The organism is Providencia sp. Je.9.19 (genome assembly GCF_051129765.1).
Classification (GTDB): Bacteria; Pseudomonadota; Gammaproteobacteria; order Enterobacterales; family Enterobacteriaceae; genus Providencia.
The window spans coordinates 45884-72316 of record NZ_JBCPSS010000002.1 but is presented as its reverse complement, the minus strand read 5'-3'; the positions used below and the strand labels follow the sequence as shown (position 1 = coordinate 72316).

General features: G+C 39.9%; 23 protein-coding genes. 9 read left to right on the top strand and 14 right to left on the bottom strand.

All coding sequences use genetic code 11. The features are described from left to right. Positions 1-15 precede the first annotated feature (15 nt). Positions 16-3345 (top strand): miniconductance mechanosensitive channel MscM, encoded by a 3330-nt coding sequence (gene mscM / locus AAZR93_RS09485; RefSeq protein ID WP_294104298.1) that lies wholly within the window; start codon positions 16-18, stop codon positions 3343-3345. A gap of 54 nt (positions 3346-3399) precedes the next feature. Beyond that, positions 3400-3729: a hypothetical protein gene (locus AAZR93_RS09480; RefSeq protein ID WP_434719689.1), complete on the top strand. Its 330-nt coding sequence runs from the start codon at positions 3400-3402 to the stop codon at positions 3727-3729. A gap of 8 nt (positions 3730-3737) precedes the next feature. On the opposite strand, the gene AAZR93_RS09475 is transcribed toward AAZR93_RS09480, so the two are convergent. From AAZR93_RS09475 to pldA, 5 genes are all read right to left on the bottom strand, one after another. Continuing rightward, on the bottom strand, positions 3738-4541 hold the full coding sequence (locus tag AAZR93_RS09475) for a tetratricopeptide repeat protein (RefSeq protein WP_294104302.1): 804 nt from the start codon (positions 4539-4541) through the stop codon (positions 3738-3740). A gap of 279 nt (positions 4542-4820) precedes the next feature. Then, complete coding sequence (yigL, locus tag AAZR93_RS09470; protein ID WP_434719688.1) at positions 4821-5633, bottom strand: sugar/pyridoxal phosphate phosphatase YigL; 813 nt, start codon at positions 5631-5633, stop codon at positions 4821-4823. A 12-nt stretch (positions 5634-5645) separates the two neighbouring features. After that, positions 5646-6641: a lysophospholipase L2 gene (gene pldB / locus AAZR93_RS09465; protein WP_294104306.1), complete on the bottom strand. Its 996-nt coding sequence runs from the start codon at positions 6639-6641 to the stop codon at positions 5646-5648. A gap of 16 nt (positions 6642-6657) precedes the next feature. Beyond that, positions 6658-8487 carry an ATP-dependent DNA helicase RecQ gene (gene recQ, locus AAZR93_RS09460; RefSeq protein WP_434719687.1) on the bottom strand — a complete coding sequence of 610 codons (1830 nt, stop codon included), beginning with the start codon at positions 8485-8487 and terminating at the stop codon, positions 6658-6660. A 134-nt stretch (positions 8488-8621) separates the two neighbouring features. Beyond that, positions 8622-9515, bottom strand: a complete 894-nt coding sequence (gene pldA / locus AAZR93_RS09455) for a phospholipase A (RefSeq protein WP_434719686.1) — start codon at positions 9513-9515, stop codon at positions 8622-8624. A gap of 155 nt (positions 9516-9670) precedes the next feature. Between pldA and AAZR93_RS09450 the strand changes: the two genes are divergently transcribed. From AAZR93_RS09450 to prfH, 6 genes are all read left to right on the top strand, one after another. Continuing rightward, positions 9671-10141: a thioesterase family protein gene (locus tag AAZR93_RS09450; protein ID WP_294104310.1), complete on the top strand. Its 471-nt coding sequence runs from the start codon at positions 9671-9673 to the stop codon at positions 10139-10141. A 159-nt stretch (positions 10142-10300) separates the two neighbouring features. Beyond that, entirely contained in the window at positions 10301-11209 is a 909-nt protein-coding gene (gene rarD, locus AAZR93_RS09445; protein WP_294104311.1) for an EamA family transporter RarD, read from the top strand. 814 nt (positions 11210-12023) lie between these two features. Then, positions 12024-13376 carry an APC family permease gene (locus AAZR93_RS09440; RefSeq protein WP_434719685.1) on the top strand — a complete coding sequence of 451 codons (1353 nt, stop codon included), beginning with the start codon at positions 12024-12026 and terminating at the stop codon, positions 13374-13376. 109 nt (positions 13377-13485) lie between these two features. Beyond that, positions 13486-15204: an amidohydrolase gene (locus tag AAZR93_RS09435; protein WP_434719684.1), complete on the top strand. Its 1719-nt coding sequence runs from the start codon at positions 13486-13488 to the stop codon at positions 15202-15204. A gap of 694 nt (positions 15205-15898) precedes the next feature. Next, positions 15899-17032, top strand: coding sequence for an RNA ligase RtcB family protein (locus AAZR93_RS09430; RefSeq protein ID WP_434719683.1), 1134 nt, complete (start codon positions 15899-15901; stop codon positions 17030-17032). Continuing rightward, complete coding sequence (prfH, locus tag AAZR93_RS09425) at positions 17032-17643, top strand: peptide chain release factor H (RefSeq protein WP_434719682.1); 612 nt, start codon at positions 17032-17034, stop codon at positions 17641-17643. Before AAZR93_RS09430 ends, prfH begins: the two co-directional genes overlap by 1 nt. A gap of 63 nt (positions 17644-17706) precedes the next feature. On the opposite strand, the gene AAZR93_RS09420 is transcribed toward prfH, so the two are convergent. The 9 genes from AAZR93_RS09420 to lptM form a co-directional block, all read right to left on the bottom strand. Next, entirely contained in the window at positions 17707-17982 is a 276-nt protein-coding gene (locus AAZR93_RS09420; RefSeq protein ID WP_434719681.1) for a hypothetical protein, read from the bottom strand. A gap of 218 nt (positions 17983-18200) precedes the next feature. Further along, positions 18201-18785 carry a 2OG-Fe(II) oxygenase gene (locus tag AAZR93_RS09415; protein ID WP_434719680.1) on the bottom strand — a complete coding sequence of 195 codons (585 nt, stop codon included), beginning with the start codon at positions 18783-18785 and terminating at the stop codon, positions 18201-18203. A gap of 268 nt (positions 18786-19053) precedes the next feature. Beyond that, complete coding sequence (locus AAZR93_RS09410) at positions 19054-19809, bottom strand: hypothetical protein (RefSeq protein ID WP_434719679.1); 756 nt, start codon at positions 19807-19809, stop codon at positions 19054-19056. A gap of 244 nt (positions 19810-20053) precedes the next feature. Then, positions 20054-22216: a DNA helicase II gene (uvrD, locus tag AAZR93_RS09405; RefSeq protein WP_434719678.1), complete on the bottom strand. Its 2163-nt coding sequence runs from the start codon at positions 22214-22216 to the stop codon at positions 20054-20056. 73 nt (positions 22217-22289) lie between these two features. Beyond that, on the bottom strand, positions 22290-23006 hold the full coding sequence (gene yigB, locus AAZR93_RS09400) for a 5-amino-6-(5-phospho-D-ribitylamino)uracil phosphatase YigB (RefSeq protein WP_434719677.1): 717 nt from the start codon (positions 23004-23006) through the stop codon (positions 22290-22292). After that, positions 23006-23935, bottom strand: coding sequence for a tyrosine recombinase XerC (gene xerC, locus AAZR93_RS09395; RefSeq protein ID WP_294104339.1), 930 nt, complete (start codon positions 23933-23935; stop codon positions 23006-23008). The genes yigB and xerC overlap by 1 nt, the downstream gene beginning before the upstream one ends. Further along, the gene (locus AAZR93_RS09390) at positions 23917-24621 is read right to left on the bottom strand and encodes a DUF484 domain-containing protein (RefSeq protein ID WP_294104341.1); all 705 of its coding nucleotides are present in this window, start codon (positions 24619-24621) and stop codon (positions 23917-23919) included. The genes xerC and AAZR93_RS09390 overlap by 19 nt, the downstream gene beginning before the upstream one ends. A 25-nt stretch (positions 24622-24646) precedes the next feature. After that, entirely contained in the window at positions 24647-25471 is an 825-nt protein-coding gene (gene dapF, locus AAZR93_RS09385; protein WP_294104343.1) for a diaminopimelate epimerase, read from the bottom strand. Between the two features lie 21 nt (positions 25472-25492). After that, positions 25493-25678, bottom strand: coding sequence for an LPS translocon maturation chaperone LptM (gene lptM / locus AAZR93_RS09380; RefSeq protein ID WP_294104345.1), 186 nt, complete (start codon positions 25676-25678; stop codon positions 25493-25495). 390 nt (positions 25679-26068) lie between these two features. Between lptM and cyaY the strand changes: the two genes are divergently transcribed. After that, the gene (gene cyaY / locus AAZR93_RS09375; RefSeq protein ID WP_294104347.1) at positions 26069-26386 is read left to right on the top strand and encodes an iron donor protein CyaY; all 318 of its coding nucleotides are present in this window, start codon (positions 26069-26071) and stop codon (positions 26384-26386) included. Positions 26387-26433: the final 47 nt, after the last annotated feature.

Sequence of the window (26433 nt, the reverse complement as noted above, 5' to 3'; positions counted from 1 at the left end):
AAGGAGCTCCTCACTGTGCGTTTGATTTTCAGTTTTTTTCTTAGTCTGTTAATCGTATTCTCATCCGTTGCGGCGCCAATTGCCTCGCAGGATGAGACACAGATAAAGCAGGAGCTCAAACAGCTTGAATCAAGTAAAAATCCAAAAGATGCAGAAATTGCACAAGCATTACAAGGTGCGCTAAATTGGATTGGTGAAGCTAATGAGGCTGATGCTAAAGCTAAATCCTATCAGGATGCGATTGATAATTTCCCTAAAATTATTAAAACGCTCAGACAAAATTTGCTCAACGAAAGTGATGTACCCGCCTCTATTCCTGCCGGTATTACGCTAAGTGAGCTCGAACAACGTATTATACAGCTTAGTAGCCAGCTTCTTGACCAAGGACGCCTCACTCAACAAGAGCAGGATAAAGGGCGAGAAATCAGTGAATCACTCAATTTGTTGCCACAGCAGCTTTCAGAGTCGAGGCGCCAATTAACAGATGCAACAACGCGTTTTCAATCCCTCAATACTCCCTCGACTCCGTTAGCAGAGGCACAGTATACTTTAGCTCAAGCCGAAGTAAGTGCTCGCAAATCCATCGTCAATGAATTAGAAATGGCGCAGTTATCAGCCAATAATCGTCAAGAAATTTCACGAATGACGTTGGAGCTGTATAAAAAGCGTTATCAGCGACTTGAGCTTGAATTACAAAATTTACGTGACTATCAGAATTCACAGCGTCAACAAAAAGCGGTATTAGCCTTAGAACATACCGAAATGCTCGCTGAGCAAGGCGAATTAACGCCGTATTTAAAAGAACAAATCGACATTAACCGTAAAATGTCGCAAGAATTGACTGATCAAGCGCAGCGCATGAGCGCCATCACCACCAGCCAATCTGAAATATCCAATAGCATCCGAGATGCACGCCAAGCACTCACCACTATCCGAGAACAAGCTCAGTGGATAAGTAGCTCAAGTACCTTGGGTGAAGCCTTGCGCTCACAGCTTTCCCGTTTACCTGATATGCCAAAAAGTCAGCAACTTGACCGTGAGATGGCGGATTTACGGGTGCAGCGTTTAAATTATGAAGATATGCTTGAGCGCTTAACTAAGTTGGATGTCTCTGCGCTAGAAAGTGAAAACGCGCTTAGTCAGGCACAGATTCAAGTCTTTAAATCACTCATAAAAACACGCAAAGAATTATTGTCATCACTTATCTCAGGCTTTGATACTGAGATGCTTGAACTGACTAAACTCAATGTCGCAACGGGTCAATTAACCGATGCATTAAAAGAAGTTAAAGATGCGTCAAATCGCTATCTTTTCTGGGTAGCTGATGTCCCACCGGTTAGTATTCAATACCCTGTATTATTAGTAACAGATATTACCCAACTACTCTCATTAGACACTTTGTCTCAGTTAGTTGGTGCACTTAAAGTCATGGTAACAACCCAAGATTCGTTTCTATATCTGTTAGGGTCGATTATTTTAGTGATTTTTAGTGTCAGTACCCGTAAACATTATCAAGCGTTTCTAGACCGTTCTAGCCTACGTATTGGTAAAGTCACGCAAGATCGTTTTTATCTCACAATCCGCACCATTTTTTGGTCAATCATAGTTGCATTGCCGTTACCGATGATGTGGTCTGCCATCGGTTATGGGCTACAAAGTGCTTGGCAATTCCCTATGGCAGCCGCGATTGGTTATGGTGTTAGTGCCACCACTCCAGTATTGTGGCTATTTATGATCAGTGAGACTTTCTCTCGCCCGACAGGTTTATTTATTGCTCACTTTGGTTGGGACAAAGACGCGGTCAAACGCGCTATGCGTCACTACCGTTTAGCTATTTTTGTTATCGTCCCACTAGTAATGGCACTGATTACCTTTGAACACTATAGCGAAAGAGAGTTTGCAGCAACAATTGGCCGCTTCTGCTTTTTACTACTGTGTGTCGCGTTAAGCTTAATCACCAACAATCTACGACGTTCACAAATACCGCTTTACCTTGATAGGCACGGATCAGGGGAAAATATCGTTAATAAAGCGCTATGGTTAATGATATTTCTTGCGCCAGTCGTAGCTGCATTTTTCTCAGTATTGGGCTATTTCTCAACCTCTCAAGCCCTGCTTGCTCGACTAGAAACCTCTGTCGCTATCTGGTTTGTAATACTGATTATTTATCATACTATTCGTCGCTGGATGTCAATGCAGCGCCGTAAACTTGCTTTCGAGCGTGCAAAACAGCGTCGTGCTGAAATGTTAGCGCAACGAGCAAAAGGGGAAGATGACAGCCAACACCCTAATGCTAGCAACGAAAGTAATATTGATATCGAAGAACAACTCATTGACCTTGATGCGATTAGCACTCAGTCAGTAGGTCTAGTTCGCTCAATTTTGACAATGATTGCATTGGTTTCGCTGATTTGGCTGTGGTCTGAACTGCATACCGCATTCTCATTCCTTGAAAACATTCGTCTGTGGGATGTAACCTCCACAATCAATGGTGTAGACACCATCCAAGCTATCACCATGGGATCAATTTTCATTGCCATATTGGCGATTATCGTAACGGCTCAACTGGTACGAAATCTCCCTGCGCTACTTGAACTCGCGGTGTTACAACATTTAGATTTAACGCCAGGTACGGGCTACGCCATCAGTACCTTGACCAAATATACTATTACCATCATTGGTACTATTGTTGGCTTTTCAATGCTCGGGATTGATTGGTCAAAATTACAATGGTTAGTCGCCGCAATGGGGGTTGGGTTAGGTTTCGGGTTACAAGAAATCTTTGCCAATATTATCTCAGGTTTAATGATTTTGTTTGAAAAGCCTATTCGTATTGGCGACACCGTTACCATTCGTAATTTAACCGGTAATATCACTAAGATTAATACTCGTGCGACAACGCTAACAGACTGGGATAGAAAAGAAATTATTGTTCCGAATAAAGCGTTTATTACCGAGCAGTTTATTAACTGGTCACTATCAGACACTATCACTCGTATCGTCATGACAATTCCAGCACCTGCCGACACCAATAGTGAGCTCGTCACCAATACTATATTAAGAGCCGCAGAGCGCTCGACAATGATTTTAGAAACACCAAACCCCGAGGTTTATCTTGTTGATTTACAACAAGGTATTCAGATTTTCGAATTACGTATCTATGCCGCTGAAATGGGACATCGTATGCCCGCACGTCATGAAGTGCACCAAAATATCTTGGCAGCCTTCGCAGAACAAGGCATTCCGTTACCATTCCCACCGTTCCAAGCTCGAGTGGATGTCCGCGATAATACGCTACAAAGTGCGACTGGACGTAACCCAGCACGTAAATCTGGAGAACTCTAATACTTGTAGGGACTAAGTACCTTTAGTCCCTCGTTTTTCTTTCAAGGCCATGGCATGACCCAAACTTCAAGTTCGCAAGATGAGTCAATTAAGCTTAAAGTAGCGCAAATAGAGCGCATTGGCTCTATTCTCTTTTTTTTGATCCCATTAGTTATCTTATTAATTGTTGGAAAAACATTTGCGTTTAATACCTTGTATCTATGGCAAGGTTTTAGCTTATTGTATCTTGTCGTGTATCGCTTATTGTTGAGAAAGCTTTCGTCTAAAGAAATGCAGTTAAAGGTACGCCGAGGATGGGGATATAATCGTTTCTACCGATTTTGCTGGGGCTATTTGGTGTTATCAATCATTATTATGGTGGGATACCAAGCGATATCCCACTAACGAGTTACTTAGCTTTGTGTGAAACCATAGGTTTTAATATAATTATCCGCTAATTGCTTCGCTTGCTGTAATTCTTCTTCATCGAGCTGTGCGGCGATTTTGTCTTGCAGCTTATGACTTTCTTTATTACCACTATAAACCGCCGTCGCGAGCCATGCATACGCCTGGCGAAGGCTTTTACTCACACCTTTACCTTCTGAATACATAACACCAAGCCTGTCTTGTGATTTAGCATCACGCTGCTTAGCGGCTTTTCTAAACCAAAATACCGCTTTTTCGTGGTCAACATCCACGCCGCTACCCACAGAATACATTTGTCCAATGTTAAACTGGGCGATAACATTTCCACCTTGAGCCGCTTTTCTGAACCAAAAAGCCGCTTTTTTTACATCTTGAGCCACACCCAGACCTTGGGCATACATCATCGCCATATTAGTTTCTGCGCGAGTATCCCCCTTTTGGGCAGCTTGTTCATACCACAGCATGGCTTTATCATAATCACGGCGCACACCGAAACCATTCACATACATTGTACCTAACCTGAACTGAGCATCTGAATTCCCCTGATCCCCAGCTTTAATAAACCATTGTGCTGCCATACTTGAGTCTTGAGAAACACCACTACCTTTAAAATAAAGTTCACCAAGCAAGAATTGCGCTGCAGAATCACCATTTTCGGCTGACTGCTTAATTTGTTCTATTGTCGGTTGTTTCGCTGATCCAGAGGTTGCTGGTATTGCGGCAGGTGTAGCAAGTAATACAGAACTAAAACAAACAGATCCCAACAAAAGCGCTAACGCAATTTTCTTCATCCTAAAAAACCCTCAACAGTACAATATACCCACGAACAACTCCCTAATATTCAGTATTATCGGCCAATCCTGAATATCATCTAGCTTAAACTTGCTTTGCAATATAAAGAATAGGAAAAATGACTTTATTACTGTTAATTGCACTTTATTTGCATAAACTGAATTTTATTTTCATTAACCAGACTTTCATTGCCGACATTGATTTGTTGAACCAATAAAAAAGCCAGATAGTTATTTAAATCCTATCTGGCTCTAATCAGAAAAGCATTCAAATAACGACTATGACTTGATCAAATATTCATTTCTTAAATAACGAGCTACCGCATCATCCTCATTTGAACCAATAATTTCCATCTGAGGTAACGAATCTTTTAGTAATTGATGCGCATTTTGCATAATGCAGCCTTTACCCGCCATTGCTAGCATCTCTTTATCATTCATGCCATCACCAAAAGCGATGCAATCATCGGTCATATAGCCATGAAGCTCAGCGACTTGTTTTAAGGCTTCACCTTTAGAAACCGCACCCGCCATCACTTCAAGACAATTACGTAAAGAGAAAGTCACATTAACTTTATCTTGCCAACGTTTCTGGATACGTTGCTGCAAATCAACCAGCATCTCATGATCTTCACTGGTGTAGTAAACTTTGCACACTTCAGCGGTTGGAAAGTTATGTCTATCAAATAACTGATAATTAAACACTGACTCTTTAAAAAACTCTTTTTGTTCAGGGCTTTCTCGATTGATAAACCAAACATCCCCATGATAGTAATTGGTAATAAGCTCAGGATTATCAAACTCCATCAAGCAAAGTTCATGGGCAATTTGTGGCTCAACATTATGTTCAAAAACTAAATTTCCGTTGGCATCATGAATTCGAGCACCATTCGAGGTGATCATGTAAGCATCTATGCCTAATCCGTCTCGGATCTGGCCAACATCAATATGATGACGTCCAGTCGCAAACACAAAACGGACACCTTGAGTTGTCACTAATTGTTTTAGCGTTTCTTTCGTATAAGGCGTTAAATCGTGATTGGGGGATAAAAGGGTACCGTCCAAATCGGAAGCAACAACAGGATATTTCATACTTTTTCCTAGCTAATACTGTTCAAAAAAATCACAAATTGCATTCAAAGCCATCGCTCTCAATGCATCGACTTCAAACAGGATTTCATGGTGAGCCCCTTCAATTATGAGGGGTAATTTTTCTTCTCTTCCTGTTTGCGCTTTTTGCCGACTTTGACAAAAAGCCTGTAGCTCTCGATTACTAACCACTTTTTCTTCACTTGCTTCTAACACCATCAGTGGTACATCTATCTCTCCCGCTTTCGCAATAAGCTCATCGCTAATCACAAAACTTTCTCGTAACCAGTGGTATGTAGGGCCACCGAGACGTAATTCAGGGTAATCTGCATAATAACGCAGGTAACGACGATAACGCTCTTGACTATGTGTAAGCACGTTAATCAAATAGGGTAAAGGCTGCCATTTACCTGTCGAAGCCGCATAGTCATTGCGTACACTTTGACGAGACTCTGCTCTATCAACGATAAAACTCGCTAACCAACGTGGCATTGGTAAATTAATGCCGATCATCGGCGCACACAGTGCTGCCGCATCAAAAGTCACGCTATCACGCAATAAATATCCAGCGAGGATCGCGCTCCCCATCGAATGGCCAAGGGCATAACATTTAGGATAATGCCTACATTTTACTTCTAATTCAATAAACTGAGCAAAGTCATCAATATAATCGGTAAATTTTTCAACATGACCTTTTTGAGGATCTGAAAGCATACGCCCTGAGCGCCCTTGACCACGGTGGTCGAGGATAAAAACATCGAAACCCAAATGGTAAAAATCATAGGCTATTTCAGGATATTTAACATAACTTTCACTACGGCCGGGAGAAATTACAATGGCTTTATTGTGTTTAGAACGAATAAAACGAACATAGTGAATAGGGATATCATCAACACCGAGGAATGTCGCTTCTTCACGAAGCTGCCAAAAATCTAAAAGCGGGCCGTTGGTAAAGGCTGAAAATTGAGATTCTCGGTTTAACCAACTTGCTTTTAGGCTTTTTGGGGTCATCAAGTCTATCCTTTATTTATTCATCATAGCCTTCAAGATGATCTCGGATAAGAGCCATAAAAGCCTCACCGAAACGCTCTAATTTTCGTTCACCCACCCCATTAATTAGTAACAATTCAACGGATGTTGTTGGGCAATGCTCAGACATCTCAATTAATGTTGCATCATTAAAAACAACAAATGGCGGCATATTACTTTCATCAGCAATCGATTTACGCAATTTACGTAGCTTAGCAAAAAGTTTCTTATCATAATTGCCACGGTAAACTTTGCTCTGCTGATTACGACTTTTCGTCACAAGCACACGAGGAACAGCAAGTTGCAACGGTAGCTCGCCTCGTAATATTGGCCTTGCGGCTTCAGTAAGCTGTAAGGCAGAAAAATGGGTAATATTTTGGGAAATCATTCCCATATGGATAAGCTGGCGGATCACACTCACCCAATGCTCATTACTTTGCTCTTTCCCAATACCATAGACAGGAAGCTTATCGTGAGCGAAATCACGGATACGCTGATTATTTGCGCCTCGTAAGATTTCGACAATATAACCAATACCAAAGCGCTGGCCGACACGATAAATACAAGAAAGTGCCTTTTGAGCATCAACTAACCCATCATACTGTTTCGGTGGGTCTAAACAAATATCGCAGTTACCACATGGTTGCTGTCGATTTTCACCAAAATAATTCAGTAATACCAGACGGCGGCAAGTTTGTGCTTCCGCAAATGCGGCGATAGCATTGAGTTTATGACGTTCAATATCTTGCTGCATTCCAGCAGGTTTTTCTTCTAAACAGCGACGAAGCCATGCCATATCCGCAGGGTCATAGAACAAAATAGCTTCTGCTTCCACACCATCACGCCCTGCTCGCCCCGTTTCTTGATAATACGCTTCGATATTACGAGGAATATCAAAATGCGCCACAAAACGTACATTAGACTTGTTAATGCCCATACCAAAGGCAACAGTTGCGACGACAATTTGCAGATTATCTTTTAAAAAAGCATCTTGTACCCACTCGCGCTGCTGACTATCTAATCCTGCATGATAAGCCCCAACACTTAAACCGCGTTTTTGTAGTCGCTCTGCGGTTTCTTCAACCTTGCTCCGGCTATTGCAATAAACAATACCAGATTTACCTTTCTGGGCTTTAATAAAAAACCACAATTGGTCTAATGGCTTATATTTCTCAACGAGAGTGTAACGAATATTTGGCCGATCAAAACTACTGACGTGCACTAACGGGTCTTGCAATGCTAATAGACGAATAATATCGGCACGAGTGGTTTCATCTGCTGTCGCAGTAAGCGCCATCACAGGTACGTTAGGTAAAGATTGTCGCAATTGACCTAATGAACGATATTCAGGACGAAAATCATGTCCCCACTGAGAGATGCAGTGCGCCTCATCAACCGCCAATAAAGTGATATTCCAATTAGCTAACTGACTTAAAAAATAGTCCGTCAATAATCGTTCAGGAGCAACATACAGAAGCTTTATCTCCCCTTGCCCACACAACTCCATAATTTGGCGCTGTTCTTGTGAAGTTTGCGAGGAATTCAAACACGCAGCATTCACACCATGCAATCGTAATTGATCGACTTGGTCTTTCATTAATGAAATAAGTGGCGAAACAACTAAAGTTACACCATCTTTGACCAACGCAGGCACTTGGTAACAGAGGGATTTTCCTCCACCGGTTGGCATTAAAACCAAGCAATCACGGTTATCAATAATCGCTCCAATGACAGCATCTTGTCCTGGACGAAACGACTGGTAGCCGAAAGTACTATTAAGCACATTTTCAGCCAATGATAATTGGTCAATGATACAAGCGGTGGACACAAGCTTCCTTAATATCTAAAGCAAATAGCTGCCTATTTAGAGCAGCTAAGTCTTGGCTAGCAAACCTTACAACCTATCAAGATACTATCTTGAAACGCAGGAGATGTCTGCTAGCAAATAAAATTTGCGGTGGGTTAAAGCATGTCGTTTAACATGACTCCAATACCGAAACGTGTCTGACGGTAGTTATAGTCTATCATCGACTCGCCATATCCACTAAATAGCTGAGTATATAATCTGACGTGTTGACTAATTGGATAGCTCCAGCCTAATTCAGCGCCACCATAACCACTATTCCAATTATAACGTCCGGTAGCAGTTACCACACTGTCACCCAGTGCATAACCCACTTTTAAACGGTAATACCCCATATACTTGGTGATATCGCGATTATCATCACTACCTTCACTTTCATGAATCCGATACCAAGGTTTAAGGTCGACTTGCCAATTACCATTTTGCGCCATAGCGCGTGCATACACACGGTTCCAACTGCGTGACGTTGGATCAGAGCGTCCGTTCGATTCATGGTTGAAACCTGTTTCAAATTCACGCACTGTCCAGCCACCTAACTGATAGTCGGTTAGCCAGCCAACAAAAACCTGTGGCTCATAGTTGGTTTCACGAAAAGGTGAAGACTCTTTCTTATTACTGAGTTGCCACCAAGAGCGTTGAGTATAAGATACGGCTAAAATAGAATCATCCCCTGCAATCCCAGCCCAAAGCGGGAAAGCAAGACTCAATTGAAATTTCACTTCATCATTTAGCGCATCATGAGCCCAGTCATAGCTTGAGATAGCCTTTTTATTCATTGAAGAAGTGTAGGTATAAATAATGTAATTTGACTCATAAGGATATAGCACAAAAGGATTATCATAATTTTGAAGTAGCCCAGAAATGATACTACCTCGAATCGGCGAATTATCCGTTACATCCTGTTTTGGTTGCACATCCGTATTTTCAGTAGCAAACAGTGATACAGACCAAAAACTGAGCACAGCACTCAATAACATCGGTAAAGCACGCATCAGTCATTCCTATATTTAACAATGTCAAAAAAACTTTGTCTTATTTTACACACAAAACTCAATAGCTGTTGAAAGATTATTCATTTGTTTGTTAGAGACACCGATCAAACATAATGATAACTTATAATTCACATATTTTTAAAAGGATGAAGATGATGAATGATCGTACTTACACTTTTGAAGAAGCCAGTGAGCTCATGAGTAATGCTTTTATCTATAAAATGCCTTTCAATCAATTATTGGGGATAAAACTGGCTAATATGAGTGACGATTTTGTGCAATTAACCGTTGAAAATCGCCCTGAATTAATCGGTAATTTTACTCAAAATATTCTTCATGGTGGTGTCATTGCCTCAATACTTGATGTCGCCGGTGGCATGGTATGCATCAACCGTATGCTTCAACGTATTAACCCATTAGTTCATCAAGAAATTGTCGATAAAATGTCTCGTATGGGCACCATTGACCTACGTGTTGATTACTTACGCCCCGGGCGCGGTGAAATATTTACCGCCAGTGCCAGCCTTTTGCGTGATGGCAATAAAATCGCCGTAACCCGATGTGAATTACATAACGAGCGCAACCAACACATTGCAACTGCGACCGCGACCTACCTTATTGGATAATATATTTCTGTAAAAATTAGTTACCTAGTAAACTAATAACTTGTAAAAAAACCTGAGCAATGTCACATTAGAGCAAGTCCAGATCGAGCCAATAAATGAGTCGGCTCGATATCTAAAATTCGATTTTCCTTAGTCATTAATTCAATTTCAGAGCCAACAATGAGCCAGCAAAATACTACCAAAGGCGTATTATGTGCCTTGGGCGCCTATTTTATTTGGGGTGTCGCGCCTATTTATTTTAAAACGATTAAAGAAGTCCCCGCAGAAGAGATACTGACTCACCGTATTATCTGGTCATTTTTCTTTATGCTCATTCTATTAACTGCAACTCGGCATTGGAGCTATATGCGCCAAGTGCTAAAACACCCTAAAAAAATATTAATATTAGGCGTAACGGCGGTCACGATTGCATCAAATTGGCTCATTTATATTTGGGCCGTTAATAACGGCCATATGCTACAAGCCAGTCTTGGTTATTTTATTAACCCGCTCATTAACGTGTTATTCGGTATGCTATTTTTGCAAGAACGCTTTCGCCGAATGCAATGGATAGCGGTTGGACTTGCATTGACAGGCGTTTTAATCCAATTATGGCAGTTTGGCTCAGTGCCTGTCATTGGTTTAAGCCTTGCGGTTACCTTCGCAACTTATGGTCTCTTACGTAAAAAATTAGGTGTTGATGCACAAATAGGGATGACATTTGAAACCCTATGGTTGTTGCCTGTTGGTGTTATTTTCTTACTCTTTTTTGCTGATAGCCCGACAAGTAATATGGCCATGAATGATTGGCATCTAAATGTACTCCTTATTGCGGCAGGTGTTATCACCACCATTCCTTTATTACTATTTACTGAAGCTGCAAACCATTTACGCTTATCCACACTTGGCTTTTTCCAGTATATGGGCCCCAGTATTATGTTTTTACTTGCGGTCTTTATGTATGATGAAGTCATGACACCAGAACTACTTATCACCTTTGGTTTTATTTGGGTTGCATTAATTTTATTTACATTAGATGCATTATATACTCAACAAAAACTTAGAAAAAAAACAAATACTATCGCTTAATATCAGAATTAACACCTGATTAAGTGGCTTTAACCAAAACACTGATTATTATTGCCAATTGACAATATAGTCAGTGTTCCATTTTATGAGACCAAATTAATAAATTTATTTTATATAAATAATATAAATGACTTAATATTTAATTTCTGTTTAGTTTTATTTAAACAAAACTCATCAAGAAAATAGCTTAATTAAATTGAATATTTCTTACTATATTCACTAACAACTTATTTCACCATTCACCTCAAACAAAAAAATTACTTAAAACACAATAAAATCAATATATTATATTAAATTAAAATACTTGATTTTCTTTGTAAAATCATTATGATTAAACTTATCTTAAATCCTCATCAATTATCTCACACCTGTATAAATCAACTCTTTGAAATAAAAGAGGATATTTATTTTCTTCAATTAATGATTGCTTAATCGGGAGTTGATAACTATATTGTACGCCGCTTGTATTCACCCCAGCGGATAGTGATGGTCCGATTCATTACTGACGTTTCATTAAAGTGCGCACGATGACATTTTTATTATGTCCTGGTGCGAGGTTTTCTGAAATTGAATACAGCCGGTTCTAAAATTTAATACAATCATGTAGCGTTAAGACTCAAATAATTCGAAAATACAACTAGGCGGCGAGCAAGAGAGTCGCTAGGAGCATACAAAAGTATGTGACTAGTGCGAGCGAGCAAAGCCAACAACGTTGTAGTTCGAAGTATGACGAGTATGGCTGCATTTTAGGTTCATTTTTTCTGTATCTTCAGAAAGAGTGACGTTGTGAAGGGCTTTTGGGAAGGGCTTCAAAATGCAACAGAATACCGTTCATATGAAACGTGTACTGACCACACCTGCGTTAGTATTTTTCGGGCTCGCTTATATGGTGCCGCTCGGAATTTTTACCACCTATGGCCAAGTCACAGTATTAAGTGAAGGGCACCTGCCTATCGCTTATTTAATTACACTTGCTGCCGTCTTTTTTACTGCCATGAGCTATTGCCGCATGACCAGCGCACTCCCTCTTTCAGGGTCTGCTTACTCATATGTGCAAAAAACATTTGGCGGCACACTCGGATTTTTAGTGGGTTGGGCACAACTGCTCGATTATTTATTCCTGCCTATTATCAACTACATCGCTATCGGAATCTTCGTTCACGAAGCCTTTCCAGATATTCCTATGTATGTGATTATTTGCAGCACCATTACACTTGTCAGCATTATGAATATTTTGGGTATTAAATTAGTATCCTCAATGAATATGTTGATCATAATGATGCAATTTGTGTTTATTGCTGTCTTTTTATATCTGAGCTTTAAAACCTCATTTGTATTAGACACCGAGGCGCTACTCGCCCCAGTTACCGTGATGGCAGACCAAGTACCCGGCTTATTTGCTGGTGCTGCTGTATTATGTTTAGCTTTCTTAGGCTTTGATGCCATTTCAACCATGGCAGAAGAAACTAAAGATGCACGCCGTGCTCTGCCAAAAGCAATTTTATATACTGTCTTTATTGCTGGAACTTTGTTTGTGACCATTTCTTATGGCGCACACCTCATTTATCCTGTGTGGCAAGATTTCATTCCAAATACAGATGTAGCCAGCCTTGCCGTAATGAAGCAAGTTGGTGGCGCGATGATGGCATCTAGCTTTATTACCGCCTATGTAATTGGTGTATTTGCCTCTGCCATGACATCACAAGCTAGTATTGTACGTATTTTCTATGCAATGGGCCGCGAAGGTGTATTACCACGTTCAGTGTTTGCATATTTGCATCCGAAATTAAATACCCCAGTGTATTCAATCATTTTTGTAGCAATTGCTTCACTGCTTTCGCTCGTTTTATCCCTGAGCATGGTGGCATCAATGATAAGTTTCGGGGCGCTCATTGCGTTCACCTTTGTGAACTTATCAGTAATTAAACATTTTTATATTGATCGTAAAGCACCTCTCGATAATACAAAAATTTTCACCTGTCTTATCATGCCATCCATTGGTGTTATTTTAACCCTTTGGCTGTGGACAAGCCTTGATGCAGAAGCCTTCAAAGTTGGATTATGGTGGCTAGCAGCAGGTGCAGTTTATCTCACACTGTTAACCCATGGCTTTACTCGTCGTCCTCCTGCTATTTCTGACGATGAGACCGATATGATTATTAATTAATCATACTTGAGACAAAATATAATAGACAATAACGGGGGAGCTTAGCCTTCCCCGTTGTTTTTTTAGAACAGGCTCCTCCCAAAGAGCCCCCTGATACAGACGGTTTACCATGAATAACAAAATTGCTGATGTCATTTATTTCAACGGTTATATCTATACCGCAGACAATCAAAATAGCGTTGTTGACGCAATCGCCTTGCAAGATGGCTATATCCTTGCAACAGGGACTTCTGGTGAATTACACCAATATGTAGGACCAGAAACAGAAAGTATCGATTTAGATGGCAAAATGATGATGCCTGGCATTATTGATGGCCACATGCACCCATTTTGGGGCGGCGTTCAACTATTCGGTTGTCATCTAAATTATGAGTCATTATCGATTGAACAAATCCTACAACGTGTGCAAGATCACCTAGATAAAGACCCTCGTACCAGCGAAAATGATTGGTTAAAAGTTACCGCATGGTTACGTCAAGGCATGTTACCTGCGGGTATTGATATGTATCGTGAAGACATGGATACCTTGAAAACCGATCGCCCTGTGGTCCTCTTTTCAAATGACTGCCACACTTTATTAGCTAATAGCCGCGCATTAGCACTTTTAGGCATCACTAAAGAAACACCTGAACCGCCCGATGGTAAAATAGGTAAATACGAAAATGGCGAACTTAACGGTATTTTAGAAGATGCACCTGCGATGCGTGCTGCTGATAGTATTGCAACTATTCGTGATGATCAAACTGTTGAAGTCGCAGAGTTAGTTCAAAAGGTATTAAACCAACAAGGTGTCACTATGGTGATGGATGCTCGAGTTTCTGAGCAGCAACTTGATGCGTTTGCACAGCTACAGCAGCGTGGAGACCTCACTATCCGTTTCCAAGCTGCCCGTGAAATTACCCCCGATGAAACACCCGATGTCGCCTCAGTTGCAGCAGCTGTCGATAACGCCGTTGCTTTCGCTAAAAAATGGCATCAAGCAGACTGGACACCGGAACCTGGCATTGGCTTGCGTAATATCAAAATGTTTGTCGATGGCGTGATGCAATATCCAACAATGACAGCCTCTTTATTACAGCCTTATCGCATTAATAAAGGCACGGATATTGCGCCTAATTGGGTCGAAACAGAGAATTACGGCGACTTATATTTCACGGCTGAAATTCTTGATGAACTGATGGAAAAAATTGCAGCCGCAGGCTACGACCCACATTTACATACCGTCGGTGAAGGTGCTGTGTCTATTGTTTTAGATGCGATTGAAAAAATGCGTATCGCACATCCCGAAAAAGATATCCGCCCAGGACTCGCTCATAACGAACTGGTTGATGCTAAAGATTATGCGCGATTTGCACGCCTAAAAACGATTGCATGCCTTTCTTTCCAATGGGCTGCGCCAACACCAGAACTTGCCGCTTTTGAGCGCAATATGTTAGGTGAAGAACGCTTTGAACAGTTAGAGCCTATCGCAAAATTTATCGATGCTGGCGCTGTTGTCGCTTTTGGTAGTGACTGGCCAATTGATGACTTTGATGAATGGTACGACTTAAAAGTCGCAGCAACACGTCGTGGTCGTGACATTGATGGTCAAAAAGCACCAAGATTAGATAACGATCGTGACTTAACAGTAACGGAAGTTTTACGCTCAGCAACTATTGATTCGGCTTTTGCACAGCATCGTGAAGAAGTTCTTGGATCATTAGAAGTGGGTAAATTTGCCGACATGATCGTACTTGATCGCAATGTATTTGAAATTCCTGCTGACGACATCGAAAATGTAAAAGTCTTGCGCACTATTATTGGTGGAAAAACGGTTCATATCGCATAATTTTATATAATTACTATTTAATTTGATGAAGGCATAGCCAAAATGCCTTCATCATTCATTATCAGCTACATCCTTATTCTAGCTAACTCCCCACCTGTATTTCCAATCCCTATCAACAAAAACTGAAATAAAGTCCCCATAAGTTTCTGATAACGATTTACTGTTATTCATGACAATATCCATATTGATTTAAATAATTATTTTTTGAATTAACAGACCATAAAATAATATTATAATTACCCTCTTATAACTAATTTAATTTTAATATGTTAGTGTCATTATTATTCATACTAAAATAATATTTTTTAAACTAACTTAATTGCATTCATAAAGTCACTAAAATACCATCTAGCATTTTTTATTTAAAATACCGCTTGCAAAGCAAAAAACATCTCGCTATCATCCGCTGCGTTTTCAATTCAAACATTAACTGCAAGGAGGTACATCATGACAACAACTAATCAAACTCTTTGCGGGCACACCCAGAAATAGTCACTCTCGTTAGTTATACTATCTCCCAATTTTTGCCCGCTCTACCCTCAATAGTTTAATTTGCTATCAATGGCAAGCTCTAGCATCTCTATCAACATAGATTGACTATGTGACTCGAGGCTATTGCGTAACCAATCTCTGTGCAATTTAAAATATGGCGAGGTATTCATCTTATTTTTTAATTAGATATGAGCAAATTAATATGGGCAATAGCCTTCATTATGTGAGCGAACACATCAGTTATATCGCCACAGAATCAACATGGATTGAAAGTAAAGCAATCCAACAATTACAAACAACCGCAAATCTACCCGATATGGTTTCAGTGGTTGGAATGCCAGATCTTCACCCAGGACGTGGCTACCCAATCGGGGCAGCATTTTTCTCTAGCTCGCGCTTTTATCCCGCGTTAGTCGGTAATGACATTGGCTGTGGCATGAGTTTATTTCAGACGGATATTAAAAAATCTAAATTAAATTTAGATAAATTAGAGAAGCAACTCACTGAAATGGCTGACCATGCGCCATTGTCTTGGCTAAATGAATATGTTCCTGAGCACATGAAATCTCACGATTTTATGGCATCACTCAGCTCTATCGGTGGAGGGAATCATTTTGCAGAATTTCAGGTTATTGATGAAATAGTCGACTCTGAATTATTTGCACAAAGTGGTTTAAATAAGCAGCAGCTATTACTGTTGGTGCACAGTGGCTCCCGAGGTTTGGGGCAATCAATTTTGCGTCAACATGTTGAGCAACATAACCATAGTGGCCTTGATGATCAATCTAATGAGGCAAAACACTATCTTCAAGCGCATCAAGATGCGTTATGTTTTGCAGAATTAAACAGACAGCTAATTGGTTTACGTATGTTACAACAAGTAAAAGCAACAGGTGAACTAAGTTTAGATATCAATCATAACTCGGTAGAATCTTGCTGCATTAATGGTATCAATGGCTGGCTTCATCGCAAAGGCGCAACACCATCAGATCGTGGATTTGTCATTATCCCAGGTTCTCGAGGTGACTACAGTTACCTAGTCTCGCCAAAAACCAGTGAAGTTAGTCTCAATTCATTGGCTCATGGTGCAGGACGCAAGTGGATGCGAACCGAATGTAAAGGCCGACTTTCTCATCGTTATACGCCTTTACAATTGTCACGAACTACACTAGGTAGCCGTGTTATTTGTGCCAACAAGCAATTAATCTATGAAGAAGCCCCTCAATCTTATAAATCAATAGAAACAGTGATTGATAGCATGATTGATATTGGTATTATTCAAGTAATTGCACGCCTCAAGCCTATTGTAACCTATAAAACCAGTGGAGATTGCTAATGATATTATTACAATTTTCATCCGCGCAAGGGCCTGAAGAATGCTGTATTGCGGTAGAAAAAGCACTTGCTTACTTTTTGCATGATGCAAAGCTTAGCCAAGTAAATGTAGATATCCTTGAATCATTTCCATCAAAGCACGGTTTAAAATCCGCTTTGGTTTCATTAGATGGCTCTCAAGCCGAAGCACTAACACAATTATGGTGCGGTACAGTTCAATGGCAATGCCAAAGCCCATTGCGCCCGCGCCATAAACGTAAAAATTGGTTCATGACAGTCATGCGCTTTTCGCCAGTTATAGGCATTGAGGAAAGTGAAATTGAATTTGAGTTTATTAAGGCGCAAGGCCCCGGAGGACAGCATGTGAATAAAACCTGTTCAGCCGTAAGAGCAAAACATATCGCAACAGGTGTTAGCGTCAAAGTACAATCCGAACGCAGTCAACATGCCAATAAAAAATTAGCTCGCCAGCTGATTCAGTGGAAATTAAATGAGCATCAATCTCAACAGCTGAGTACATTAGATAAAGAACGTCACTGTTCTCATTATCAGATTGAAAGAGGAAATGCAGTGATTGTGTTTTCAGGTAGTCAATTTAAGCGGCTAATCTAATCATAACGCCACCTTCGCTAAGAGGGTGGCCTATTTATATTTAGAGGTTGATATATTTAAAGATTAATATGATTTAAATGATGTCATATAAGCTGCTGGCGAATAGTTTGATATTGGCGTTTTTAAACTATAATCAACGTCCATAACTGAATTATTTCTATCTAATAAAAATGCATTCATATTTTGTATTAAGTTAGCATCATTAGAACCTATTGATACGCTTTCACCAACTTCCTTCTTACTCAACTTATTAAGTGCATCCATAATTTCATTACTACGTTCAGTAACATTAACATAATTCTGCATTGGGTCACGTCTAATAAAATCAAATCCCTTCACTGTATAACTCCTTTTATTCAAAAATTACATGCAGATAAAAATAAACATTAAAATAAATATATTAAAATATCAATTTCAAATAGATAAATTAACTTTAATTTAAGATTGACTACATTTTATAATAAACTGTAGTTATATAGAAAATATAATTGATATATAAATATTAAAACTTTCATCTTGGCCTGCCTCTTTACAGAGGCGGCTTACATTGATAAGCGTTAGAGCAAACTTTCAGTTAAAAACCAACCAGCTATACTTTCACGCTTTTTTTGGGTAGGTAAGACTTCATGAGGAAAATCTTCTGACATGAAAAAAATCATTCGTCCACAAAATGGCTCAAGTTTTAGTAACTCATTATCGGCAGAATCATACATCACCAATTCGCCACCATCTCCGGTCTGCCATGACTCATTCATATACAGCACGGTTGTGATTTTACGTCGTCCTTTTCCTTTATAATTATCAATATGCTTTTTATAAAATGCACCATTAGGATAACAACAAAAATGCGTTTCAAAATCACGTAACCCTAAATAAAGCTCACAATTTAGTGCCTGTCTAATGCTATCCATTTGAGCCATATAACTTGTGATAGGATCGCCCATCTCAGGCTCTAACCAAACAGTTAAGTCACCTCGAATACTTTTATTGTCCTGTAGTGAATCAAGATGACCAATACGGGCATCCTGTAATTTATTTGGAATACAATTTTTGATAACTTGAATTTGTGAAGGGTTCAAGAAATCATCCCACACATACCAACCAGATGTGGAAAGTGAATCAATGAGACTATTAATTGACATGATAAATACAAGGAAGGTGGTTCGGTATAATTTTATACTTTAAAATAGCAAAAAGTTAAAATTAAAAACTTGAATCTTGATGATTAAAGCAATAAATCAAAGTTTAGTATAATAAAAAAGAAACGCATTCAATACAGTTACGACCATTAATTTCTTTAGTACCCATGTGAATTGGCTCAACAGTGGTAATTTGCTTCTATCATCTAGGCACTCATAAAAATAAGCACCTAGAACAATATATGATATGTATGGACTTATAACTCGATGGTTAATGATTTACCCTACAAATTCCAGGTGGTAGTGAACAACCATTATGAGATAAAGCAACAACAGATATATTAGAATTAGCACCCGCTACTGCTTCAGTGAGTGACACCATTTCTTGAGCCGGATTAAAAATAGTGATTTGTTCGCTAATCAATTGCGTAATTTCTTTAGCTCTTAATTGCATTTTTATCATCTCACCTCTCGCTTCTAGATAATCATTAATTATCTCTTGTTGTAACCCATTGAGATCAATTAATGCTTTATTAATATGCTTAGATTCACTATTTATTTTAATAATATTTTTTCCATATTCTTTTGATAACTTAGAAATAGATTTATGTGATATTATATAATTAAGTGATTGAGTTGTTAGTTCATCATTAATAATAGTGTGTTCCTCTTTATCTACCCAATCATTAAATTCGGAATCGATAGGGTTAAAACCATTATCAGAAAATACCTCTTCATCGTTAGCAATCAATTTTTTTGTTTCTAAAGTTAAATCAGAAATTTGATCAAAGCTGTTTTTCAAGTGGTGAATTTTTCCTTTTATTTGTTCATTTTTATTATTTAGAAAATTATTAAATTGCATTTTCACTTTACTGCTCATAGAAGAATACGCTTTTTTTAAGTCAGAAAAATCAGTTTCGGTAATTTTCTTTAGTTCTTCTATCTTATTTAGTCTTCTTTGTATAGACGCCTTCAACTCATCAATTTTTTCATATTTGCTATCATTAATGTAAAATTTAGTTACCATATTGACACTCCTTATTAAAGTTAAATTTTAAAATTCCATTACCAATAACACTGGCGAGTTAAAATATTAACTCATCAATAAGGAATTAACCAATTTAGTATTAATATAAAAGAAGATAAAAATATAATTAAATAAATATAATTAAGATAATAATATAAATAAAATCCATGTATTTAATTTATATTTATATAGAAAATCAATACCAACTTAATATATAAGAAGGTATTGATATTAATATAAAAAATTATAAATTTTCTAATCTCGCATATGAAGCCACCAGCCACTTAATACCTTGCCCTTGAAAAGCAATTTGTAGACGGCAATGCTCTCCACTACCTTCAAGGTTCACAATGGTACCTTCACCAAATTTAGGGTGCATAACACGCTGACCTAATGCATAGCCTGAATCATTCTGGCTTATTGCGGTGCCAAGACGCTGATGATTCACCGGACGCGAAACCGTTGCTCGTAAACGAACCTCTTCGACACACTCAACAGGCAATTCACCAATAAAACGTGATGGACGGTGATAAACCTCTTTGCCATATAGACGACGGCTTTCTGCATAGGTAATGGTTAATTTTACCATAGCACGAGTAATACCCACGTAAGCTAAGCGGCGCTCTTCTTCAAGTCGTCCACTTTCATCCATCGACATTTGACTTGGAAACATACCCTCTTCCATGCCCACAATGAACACAACCGGAAACTCCAAACCTTTTGCTGAGTGCAACGTCATCAATTGTACTGCATCTTGGTTAACATCTGCCTGGCTTTCACCAGACTCTAAAGCTGCATGAGATAAAAAGGCCTGCAATGGCATTAAATCTAAGTCTTCATCTTGATAGCTAAAGTCACGAGTTGCGTTAACGAGTTCTTCCAAGTTTTCAATACGCGCCTGCGCTTTTTCACCTTTTTCTTGTTCGTACATCGCACGCAGACCTGAGTCGTTAATCACTCTATCGGCTTGCACATGCAACGGCATATCTTGAGTTTCCTTGGCTAATGCATCGATAAGCTCTAAAAAACGCTCAATGGCAGCGGCGGCACGCCCACCAAAGACTTGTTCCCGTAGTAAGTACTCACAACTTTCCCATAAAGTCAGTTGCTGGCTACGGGCGGTTTGGCGAACAGTATCTAATGTACGATCGCCAATACCCCGGGTCGGAGTATTAACCACTCGTTCAAAAGAGGCATCATCATTGCGATTTGCAATAAGCCGTAAATAAGAGAGCGCATCTTTAATTTCTTGTCGTTCAAAGAACCGTTGACCACCATAAATACGATAAGGCATCGCACTTTGTATTAAGGCTTCTTCTAATACACGAGATTGAGCATTACTACGATACAACATGGCGCAATCTTTTAAGGCGCCACCATTTTCATGCCATTGTTTGATGCGACCCACGACATAGCGGGCTTCATCTAATTCATTAAATGCACAATAAAGAGAGATTGGCTCGCCATCACTGCCGTCGGTCCATAAGTTTTTACCCAAGCGGTCGCTGTTATTAGCAATCAACGCATTGGCAGCTTTGAGGATATTATTAGTTGAGCGATAATTTTGCTCAAGGCGAATAGTTTCAGCCCCCGGAAAATCATTTAAAAAGCGCTGAATATTTTCTACCTGAGCCCCGCGCCAACCATAAATTGACTGATCATCATCACCAACAATAATCACTTTGCCGGTATCACCCGCAAGTACACGGATCCACGCATATTGAATACTGTTAGTATCTTGAAACTCATCCACTAAGATATTGGTAAAGCGTTCGCGATAATGCTGCAAAACATGAGGTTTATTTAGCCATAATTCATGGGCTCGCAATAATAACTCGGCGAAATCCACCAGCCCAGCGCGGTCACAAGCTTCTTGATAGGCTTGATAAACTTTCTGCCAAGTCGCCTCTATAGGATTACCGTAACTTTCAATATGTTGAGGACGTAATCCTTCATCTTTTTTACCGTTGATGTACCACATACCTTGACGTGGCGGCCATTGTTTCTCATCGAGATTTAGCGCTTTTAATAAACGGCGAATTAAACGGTATTGGTCATCACTGTCTAAAATTTGGAAATCTTGTGGCAGGCCGGCATCCATATAATGTTGACGCAATAAACGGTGCGCCAAGCCATGGAATGTACCAATCCACATACCGCCTTCACTGGTACCAATCAATTGCGTTATACGATGGCGCATTTCTGCCGCCGCTTTATTGGTAAAGGTCACTGCCATAATGGAATATGGAGACGCATTCTCAACCGACATCAGCCAAGCAATTCGATGTACCAGCACGCGCGTTTTACCGCTACCCGCCCCTGCGAGTACCAGTAAATTGGTGCGCGGTGCGGCAACCGCTTCGCGCTGTTTGTCATTAAGACCTTCGAGCAAATAAGAGACGTCCATAGTTACCATCAGAGCTGAAATACAAGAAATAAAACAGTGGCAATTACCACTGTGTTTTTATACAGAGAATTGATTATACCAGTGACAAGAGAGAAGCCAACTGCGAAATTTCAATATGGGGTAATAAACGAACATCTTTCTCTTTCATCAGTGTTTTATTACCGGTATTAATCCAACAAGCCTGCATCCCACTATTAATCGCGCCTTCAACATCCGTTATCAAGTTGTCACCCACATGCAAGATAGCCTGCGGTTCGATATCGAGGCGTTGAGCTGCAAGTCGATACATATCACAAAAAGGTTTTGAACGACCATCAGGACCCGCTTTTAGTACGAATTGGAAGTAATCGCCAAGTCCGCACGCTTCTGGCTGTGCATTACCGTTAGTTATTGCCACTAAAGGCACTTTTTGTGCCAGTAATGCCAAGGTTTCATGGGTAGATTCAGAGATTGTGATTTGGTTACGCCAGTAAGTGAAATGCGCCATGATGTCATCGGCACCTTTTAGCGCCTCATCTTTGTTATAACCATAATGGCAAAACATCATTTTGGCTGATAACCAACGCCAGCGAGTGATATCGTGACACACTTCAGGATCTTGCTCTGCAACAATATGACGAAATGTATACAAGTCGCTGTTATCAAAATGATTAAACCGAGCGTCGTATTCACGAACAAAACGTAATACTTCCTCTTCCGTTTTATCGATAACAGGATGGTTGTCGTAAAGCGTGTCATCCAAATCAAACGTAATCGCCTTAATTGGCGACAGTGGTCGGTAAAAATGCATTAAGATTTCTCCCTTTTTGCTCTTGGATGAGCCACATCATAAACGCTTGCTAGGTGCTGAAAATCAAGATGCGTATAGATTTGCGTTGTTGAAAGGTTTGCATGGCCTAAAAGCTCTTGCACCCCACGCAAATTACCACTTGATTCAAGGATATGTGTCGCAAAAGAGTGGCGTAATTTATGTGGGTTAATATGGCTGTTGATGCCTTGCTTGATCCCCCACTGCTCAAAACGTTTTTGTACATTTCGATTTGAAATTCGTTTACCACTTTGTGTTGAAATAAAAACAGCCCCATCTTCAGGTTCATACAGCTCACGCATTTCTAGCCAACGCTTAAGCCAACTAACAGCTGTTTTTCCAACTGGAATTTTTCGCTCTTTACTGCCTTTTCCCATCACCCATATCTCACCTAAATCAAGGTCAAGGTGACGAACATCAAGGCCAACAAGTTCAGATAAACGTAAACCTGCGCCATACATCACTTCCAACATCGTTCTATCACGCACAACTAGCGGATCGCCACTGTCTATATTAAGTAGTTGAGAAACCTCATCAACATCTAAGTTTTTAGGCAGTCGTTTTTTACCTTTCGGTGCTTGAATACTTTTAATTGGATTCGCGGGCAATTCACCTTGCTGCACCATCCAATCACAAAAACTTCTCAATGCAGATAAGCGTAAAGCCATACTCGCCGCTTGCAATCCCATTCGGCGGCTTTTTACCACGATATTACGCCCAATCGCCGTATCCAATTGCTGCCACTGGGTAATTTTTAATTCTGTCAGGATCTGCTCAACGACACTGAGCTGGCGACGATAATTAGTTATCGTCACGGGACTGAGTCTACGCTCAACTCGTAAATAACGAAGGAATGCGTCAACATGAAGAGTCAGCCCTTCTGGCTGAGGAGCTAGAGGCGTTCTATCCATCGGCATAATAACCTCGGTAGAATTTGGGCAACTTTTTCCAGCATAACCGTTCCCATACCATGCTGATAATGTTCACGATCACGGCTCGTAAAGATCACCATGCCAGATTCGCCATGATGACCAAATAAAGAAATGGCGACTGAGCCAATGTTGAGACCATCAGGGAGAAGTAATCGAAGTTCAGACCCATTTAAGCCACCAAGATAATTCATCCGATCGCCAAATCGTTGAATTCGAACAGGCTCAAAGGCACGACGAGCAATCACTAATTGATGTGCATCTAAAGGAGCAGATAAACGCCAGCAGTCACTAAACAACCGAACAGATGCACCTGAAAGGCCTAATTTCTTTGCCCAGCGATTTAAAGATAATAACATCCCTTGCAGGCTATTAGCGGATGATAGCTCAATCACTAAAAACAACAATTCATCAAAGAGCTGTACGTTCTCATGAGCCTGCTCAACCATAAAGCGGATATCTTGTTCAAGTGCTTTGATTTTCAAACGCTGACGACTCATGACTAGCTCAGGAAGCGAAATCGCATCTTGTACTACATGTGGAACCTTGATGTGCTCAACAATTTGAGCATTACGGATAAAAAAATACGGATTTTCCTTTAAATATTGCACCACATCATGCTCATCTAGTTGATGAACACTCTCAGGTACTATCTCAGTCTTATCCATTATTACCCTCTTTCTTTCACCAAGATTAAATTTGGATCACTCCATCATAAACATGTGTTGCAGGCCCCGTCATATATAACGGAGTTCCTGGGCCATCCCAACTAATATTCAAGGAGCCACCGGGTAAATCGACGCGAACACGGCTTGATAACAGACCTTGGGTTATTCCGACAGCAACAGCTGCACAGGCACCACTACCACAGGCTTGAGTTTCAGCAGCGCCACGTTCATAAACACGCAAGCGAATATGTTCAGCGCTAACAATTTCCATAAAACCAATATTGGCACGCTCAGGAAACCGTTCATGACTTTCTAATGCAGGACCTAAAATATCAACTTCTGCAGTGTGAATACTTTCAACTTGTATGACGCAGTGAGGATTACCCATCGAGACCACACCGCACAACACTGTACGTTCTTGGGCTCTAATAATATAGGTTTTTTCCGCTTTTACCGCGCGAAATGGGACTTTCTGTGGTTCAAAATCAGGCTCTCCCATATTCACACAGACATCATCATTTTCATTAACCGTTAACGTCATTCGGCCTGATTGAGTACTGACTTTAATTTTTTGCTTATTAGTCAGTCCTTTTAGGCGAACAAAACGCGCAAAACAGCGCGCACCATTTCCACATTGAGAAACTTCACTCCCATCGGAATTAAAAATACGATAATGAAAGTCTAAGTCTGGATCATAAGGAGCTTCCACCAACAGTAGTTGATCGAATCCGATCCCGGTATGTCTATTTGCAAGACGGCAGATGAGCTCAGGAGAAAAGTATACGTTTTGAGTAACGCCATCCACCACCATGAAGTCATTACCTAGACCATGCATTTTAGAAAACTGCATTTCGCGTTCCATAATCGTAACTTATGGTTTAGTTGCAGCTTGAGCAGGCTCATCAATTGAGCTGCTTTTGGCTTTAGGTTGTACGTCTGGGGTCTGCGCAGGAGCAGCTTGTTCTTCCGGAGGAAAATAAAGAGGCCCTTTTAGGCCACAACCAGAAAGCGTGAACAAAATAATAAACGCACCGAGCCCAAATAAACTTTTTTTCATTATATTTCGCCTGTCATACTGACTTTTAATAACTCATATTTTTACACATTAGCAGGTGTGACGGTTCAAATCACGCCCGTTTATCAAACATATCCAAATTATATACGCATCACACACTAAATTGCATAAAAGTCATCAATAAGCGGCCCTAGAAATCAGAGTAAAGACGCCATTTAAGTCATTTATTCCTATCAATATACATATTGCTTAAAGTATGATCCATTTTATACGTTAACTCATTCAAGTTAGAAGTATTTTTCGCTTCATTAGGCTAAATTTAATCTGACAATAGTGATTAATTACTCTAAATTAACCCCATGGCGTATTCGACTCTATAATTTCTAATACTAGAGTTTTAACCAAAATTGGCGAGCAAATAGGAATTTAACCGTGAATGACAGTGAATTTCATCAACGAGCAGAACAACTGCTAAGCACTATAGAAGAACACTTAGATAATTATGATGGCGACGCTGATATTGACTGCGAGCTTAATGGTGGAGTGATGACCCTGAGCTTTGAAGATGGCACTAAAATCATCATCAACAAACAAGAAGCTTTTCATCAAATTTGGCTTGCGACGAAACAAGGCGGTTATCATTATAGTTATCAAGATGGGGAATGGCTTTGTGACCGTTCAGGCAAGAAATTTACCGAGATGCTAGCCGATGCGATTGCATTTCAAAGTAAAGAACCGTTTTCGTTCTAGCAAACAAGACAGCGGTTATTAGCCTTCATCGCTGTCTCTCTTTTTTA

Bases quoted from the DNA above. Each gene is read 5' to 3' on its own strand.
- AAZR93_RS09480 (WP_434719689.1), top strand. From the start codon at position 3,400: ATGACCCAAACTTCAAGTTCGCAAGATGAGTCAATTAAGCTTAAAGTA.
- AAZR93_RS09475 (WP_294104302.1), bottom strand. From the start codon at position 4,541: ATGAAGAAAATTGCGTTAGCGCTTTTGTTGGGATCTGTTTGTTTTAGT.
- yigL (WP_434719688.1), bottom strand. From the start codon at position 5,633: ATGAAATATCCTGTTGTTGCTTCCGATTTGGACGGTACCCTTTTATCC.
- pldB (WP_294104306.1), bottom strand. From the start codon at position 6,641: ATGACCCCAAAAAGCCTAAAAGCAAGTTGGTTAAACCGAGAATCTCAA.
- pldA (WP_434719686.1), bottom strand. From the start codon at position 9,515: ATGCGTGCTTTACCGATGTTATTGAGTGCTGTGCTCAGTTTTTGGTCT.
- AAZR93_RS09450 (WP_294104310.1), top strand. From the start codon at position 9,671: ATGAATGATCGTACTTACACTTTTGAAGAAGCCAGTGAGCTCATGAGT.
- rarD (WP_294104311.1), top strand. From the start codon at position 10,301: ATGAGCCAGCAAAATACTACCAAAGGCGTATTATGTGCCTTGGGCGCC.
- AAZR93_RS09440 (WP_434719685.1), top strand. From the start codon at position 12,024: ATGCAACAGAATACCGTTCATATGAAACGTGTACTGACCACACCTGCG.
- AAZR93_RS09435 (WP_434719684.1), top strand. From the start codon at position 13,486: ATGAATAACAAAATTGCTGATGTCATTTATTTCAACGGTTATATCTAT.
- AAZR93_RS09430 (WP_434719683.1), top strand. From the start codon at position 15,899: ATGGGCAATAGCCTTCATTATGTGAGCGAACACATCAGTTATATCGCC.
- prfH (WP_434719682.1), top strand. From the start codon at position 17,032: ATGATATTATTACAATTTTCATCCGCGCAAGGGCCTGAAGAATGCTGT.
- AAZR93_RS09415 (WP_434719680.1), bottom strand. From the start codon at position 18,785: ATGTCAATTAATAGTCTCATTGATTCACTTTCCACATCTGGTTGGTAT.
- AAZR93_RS09410 (WP_434719679.1), bottom strand. From the start codon at position 19,809: ATGGTAACTAAATTTTACATTAATGATAGCAAATATGAAAAAATTGAT.
- uvrD (WP_434719678.1), bottom strand. From the start codon at position 22,216: ATGGACGTCTCTTATTTGCTCGAAGGTCTTAATGACAAACAGCGCGAA.
- yigB (WP_434719677.1), bottom strand. From the start codon at position 23,006: ATGCATTTTTACCGACCACTGTCGCCAATTAAGGCGATTACGTTTGAT.
- xerC (WP_294104339.1), bottom strand. From the start codon at position 23,935: ATGGATAGAACGCCTCTAGCTCCTCAGCCAGAAGGGCTGACTCTTCAT.
- AAZR93_RS09390 (WP_294104341.1), bottom strand. From the start codon at position 24,621: ATGGATAAGACTGAGATAGTACCTGAGAGTGTTCATCAACTAGATGAG.
- dapF (WP_294104343.1), bottom strand. From the start codon at position 25,471: ATGCAGTTTTCTAAAATGCATGGTCTAGGTAATGACTTCATGGTGGTG.
- lptM (WP_294104345.1), bottom strand. From the start codon at position 25,678: ATGAAAAAAAGTTTATTTGGGCTCGGTGCGTTTATTATTTTGTTCACG.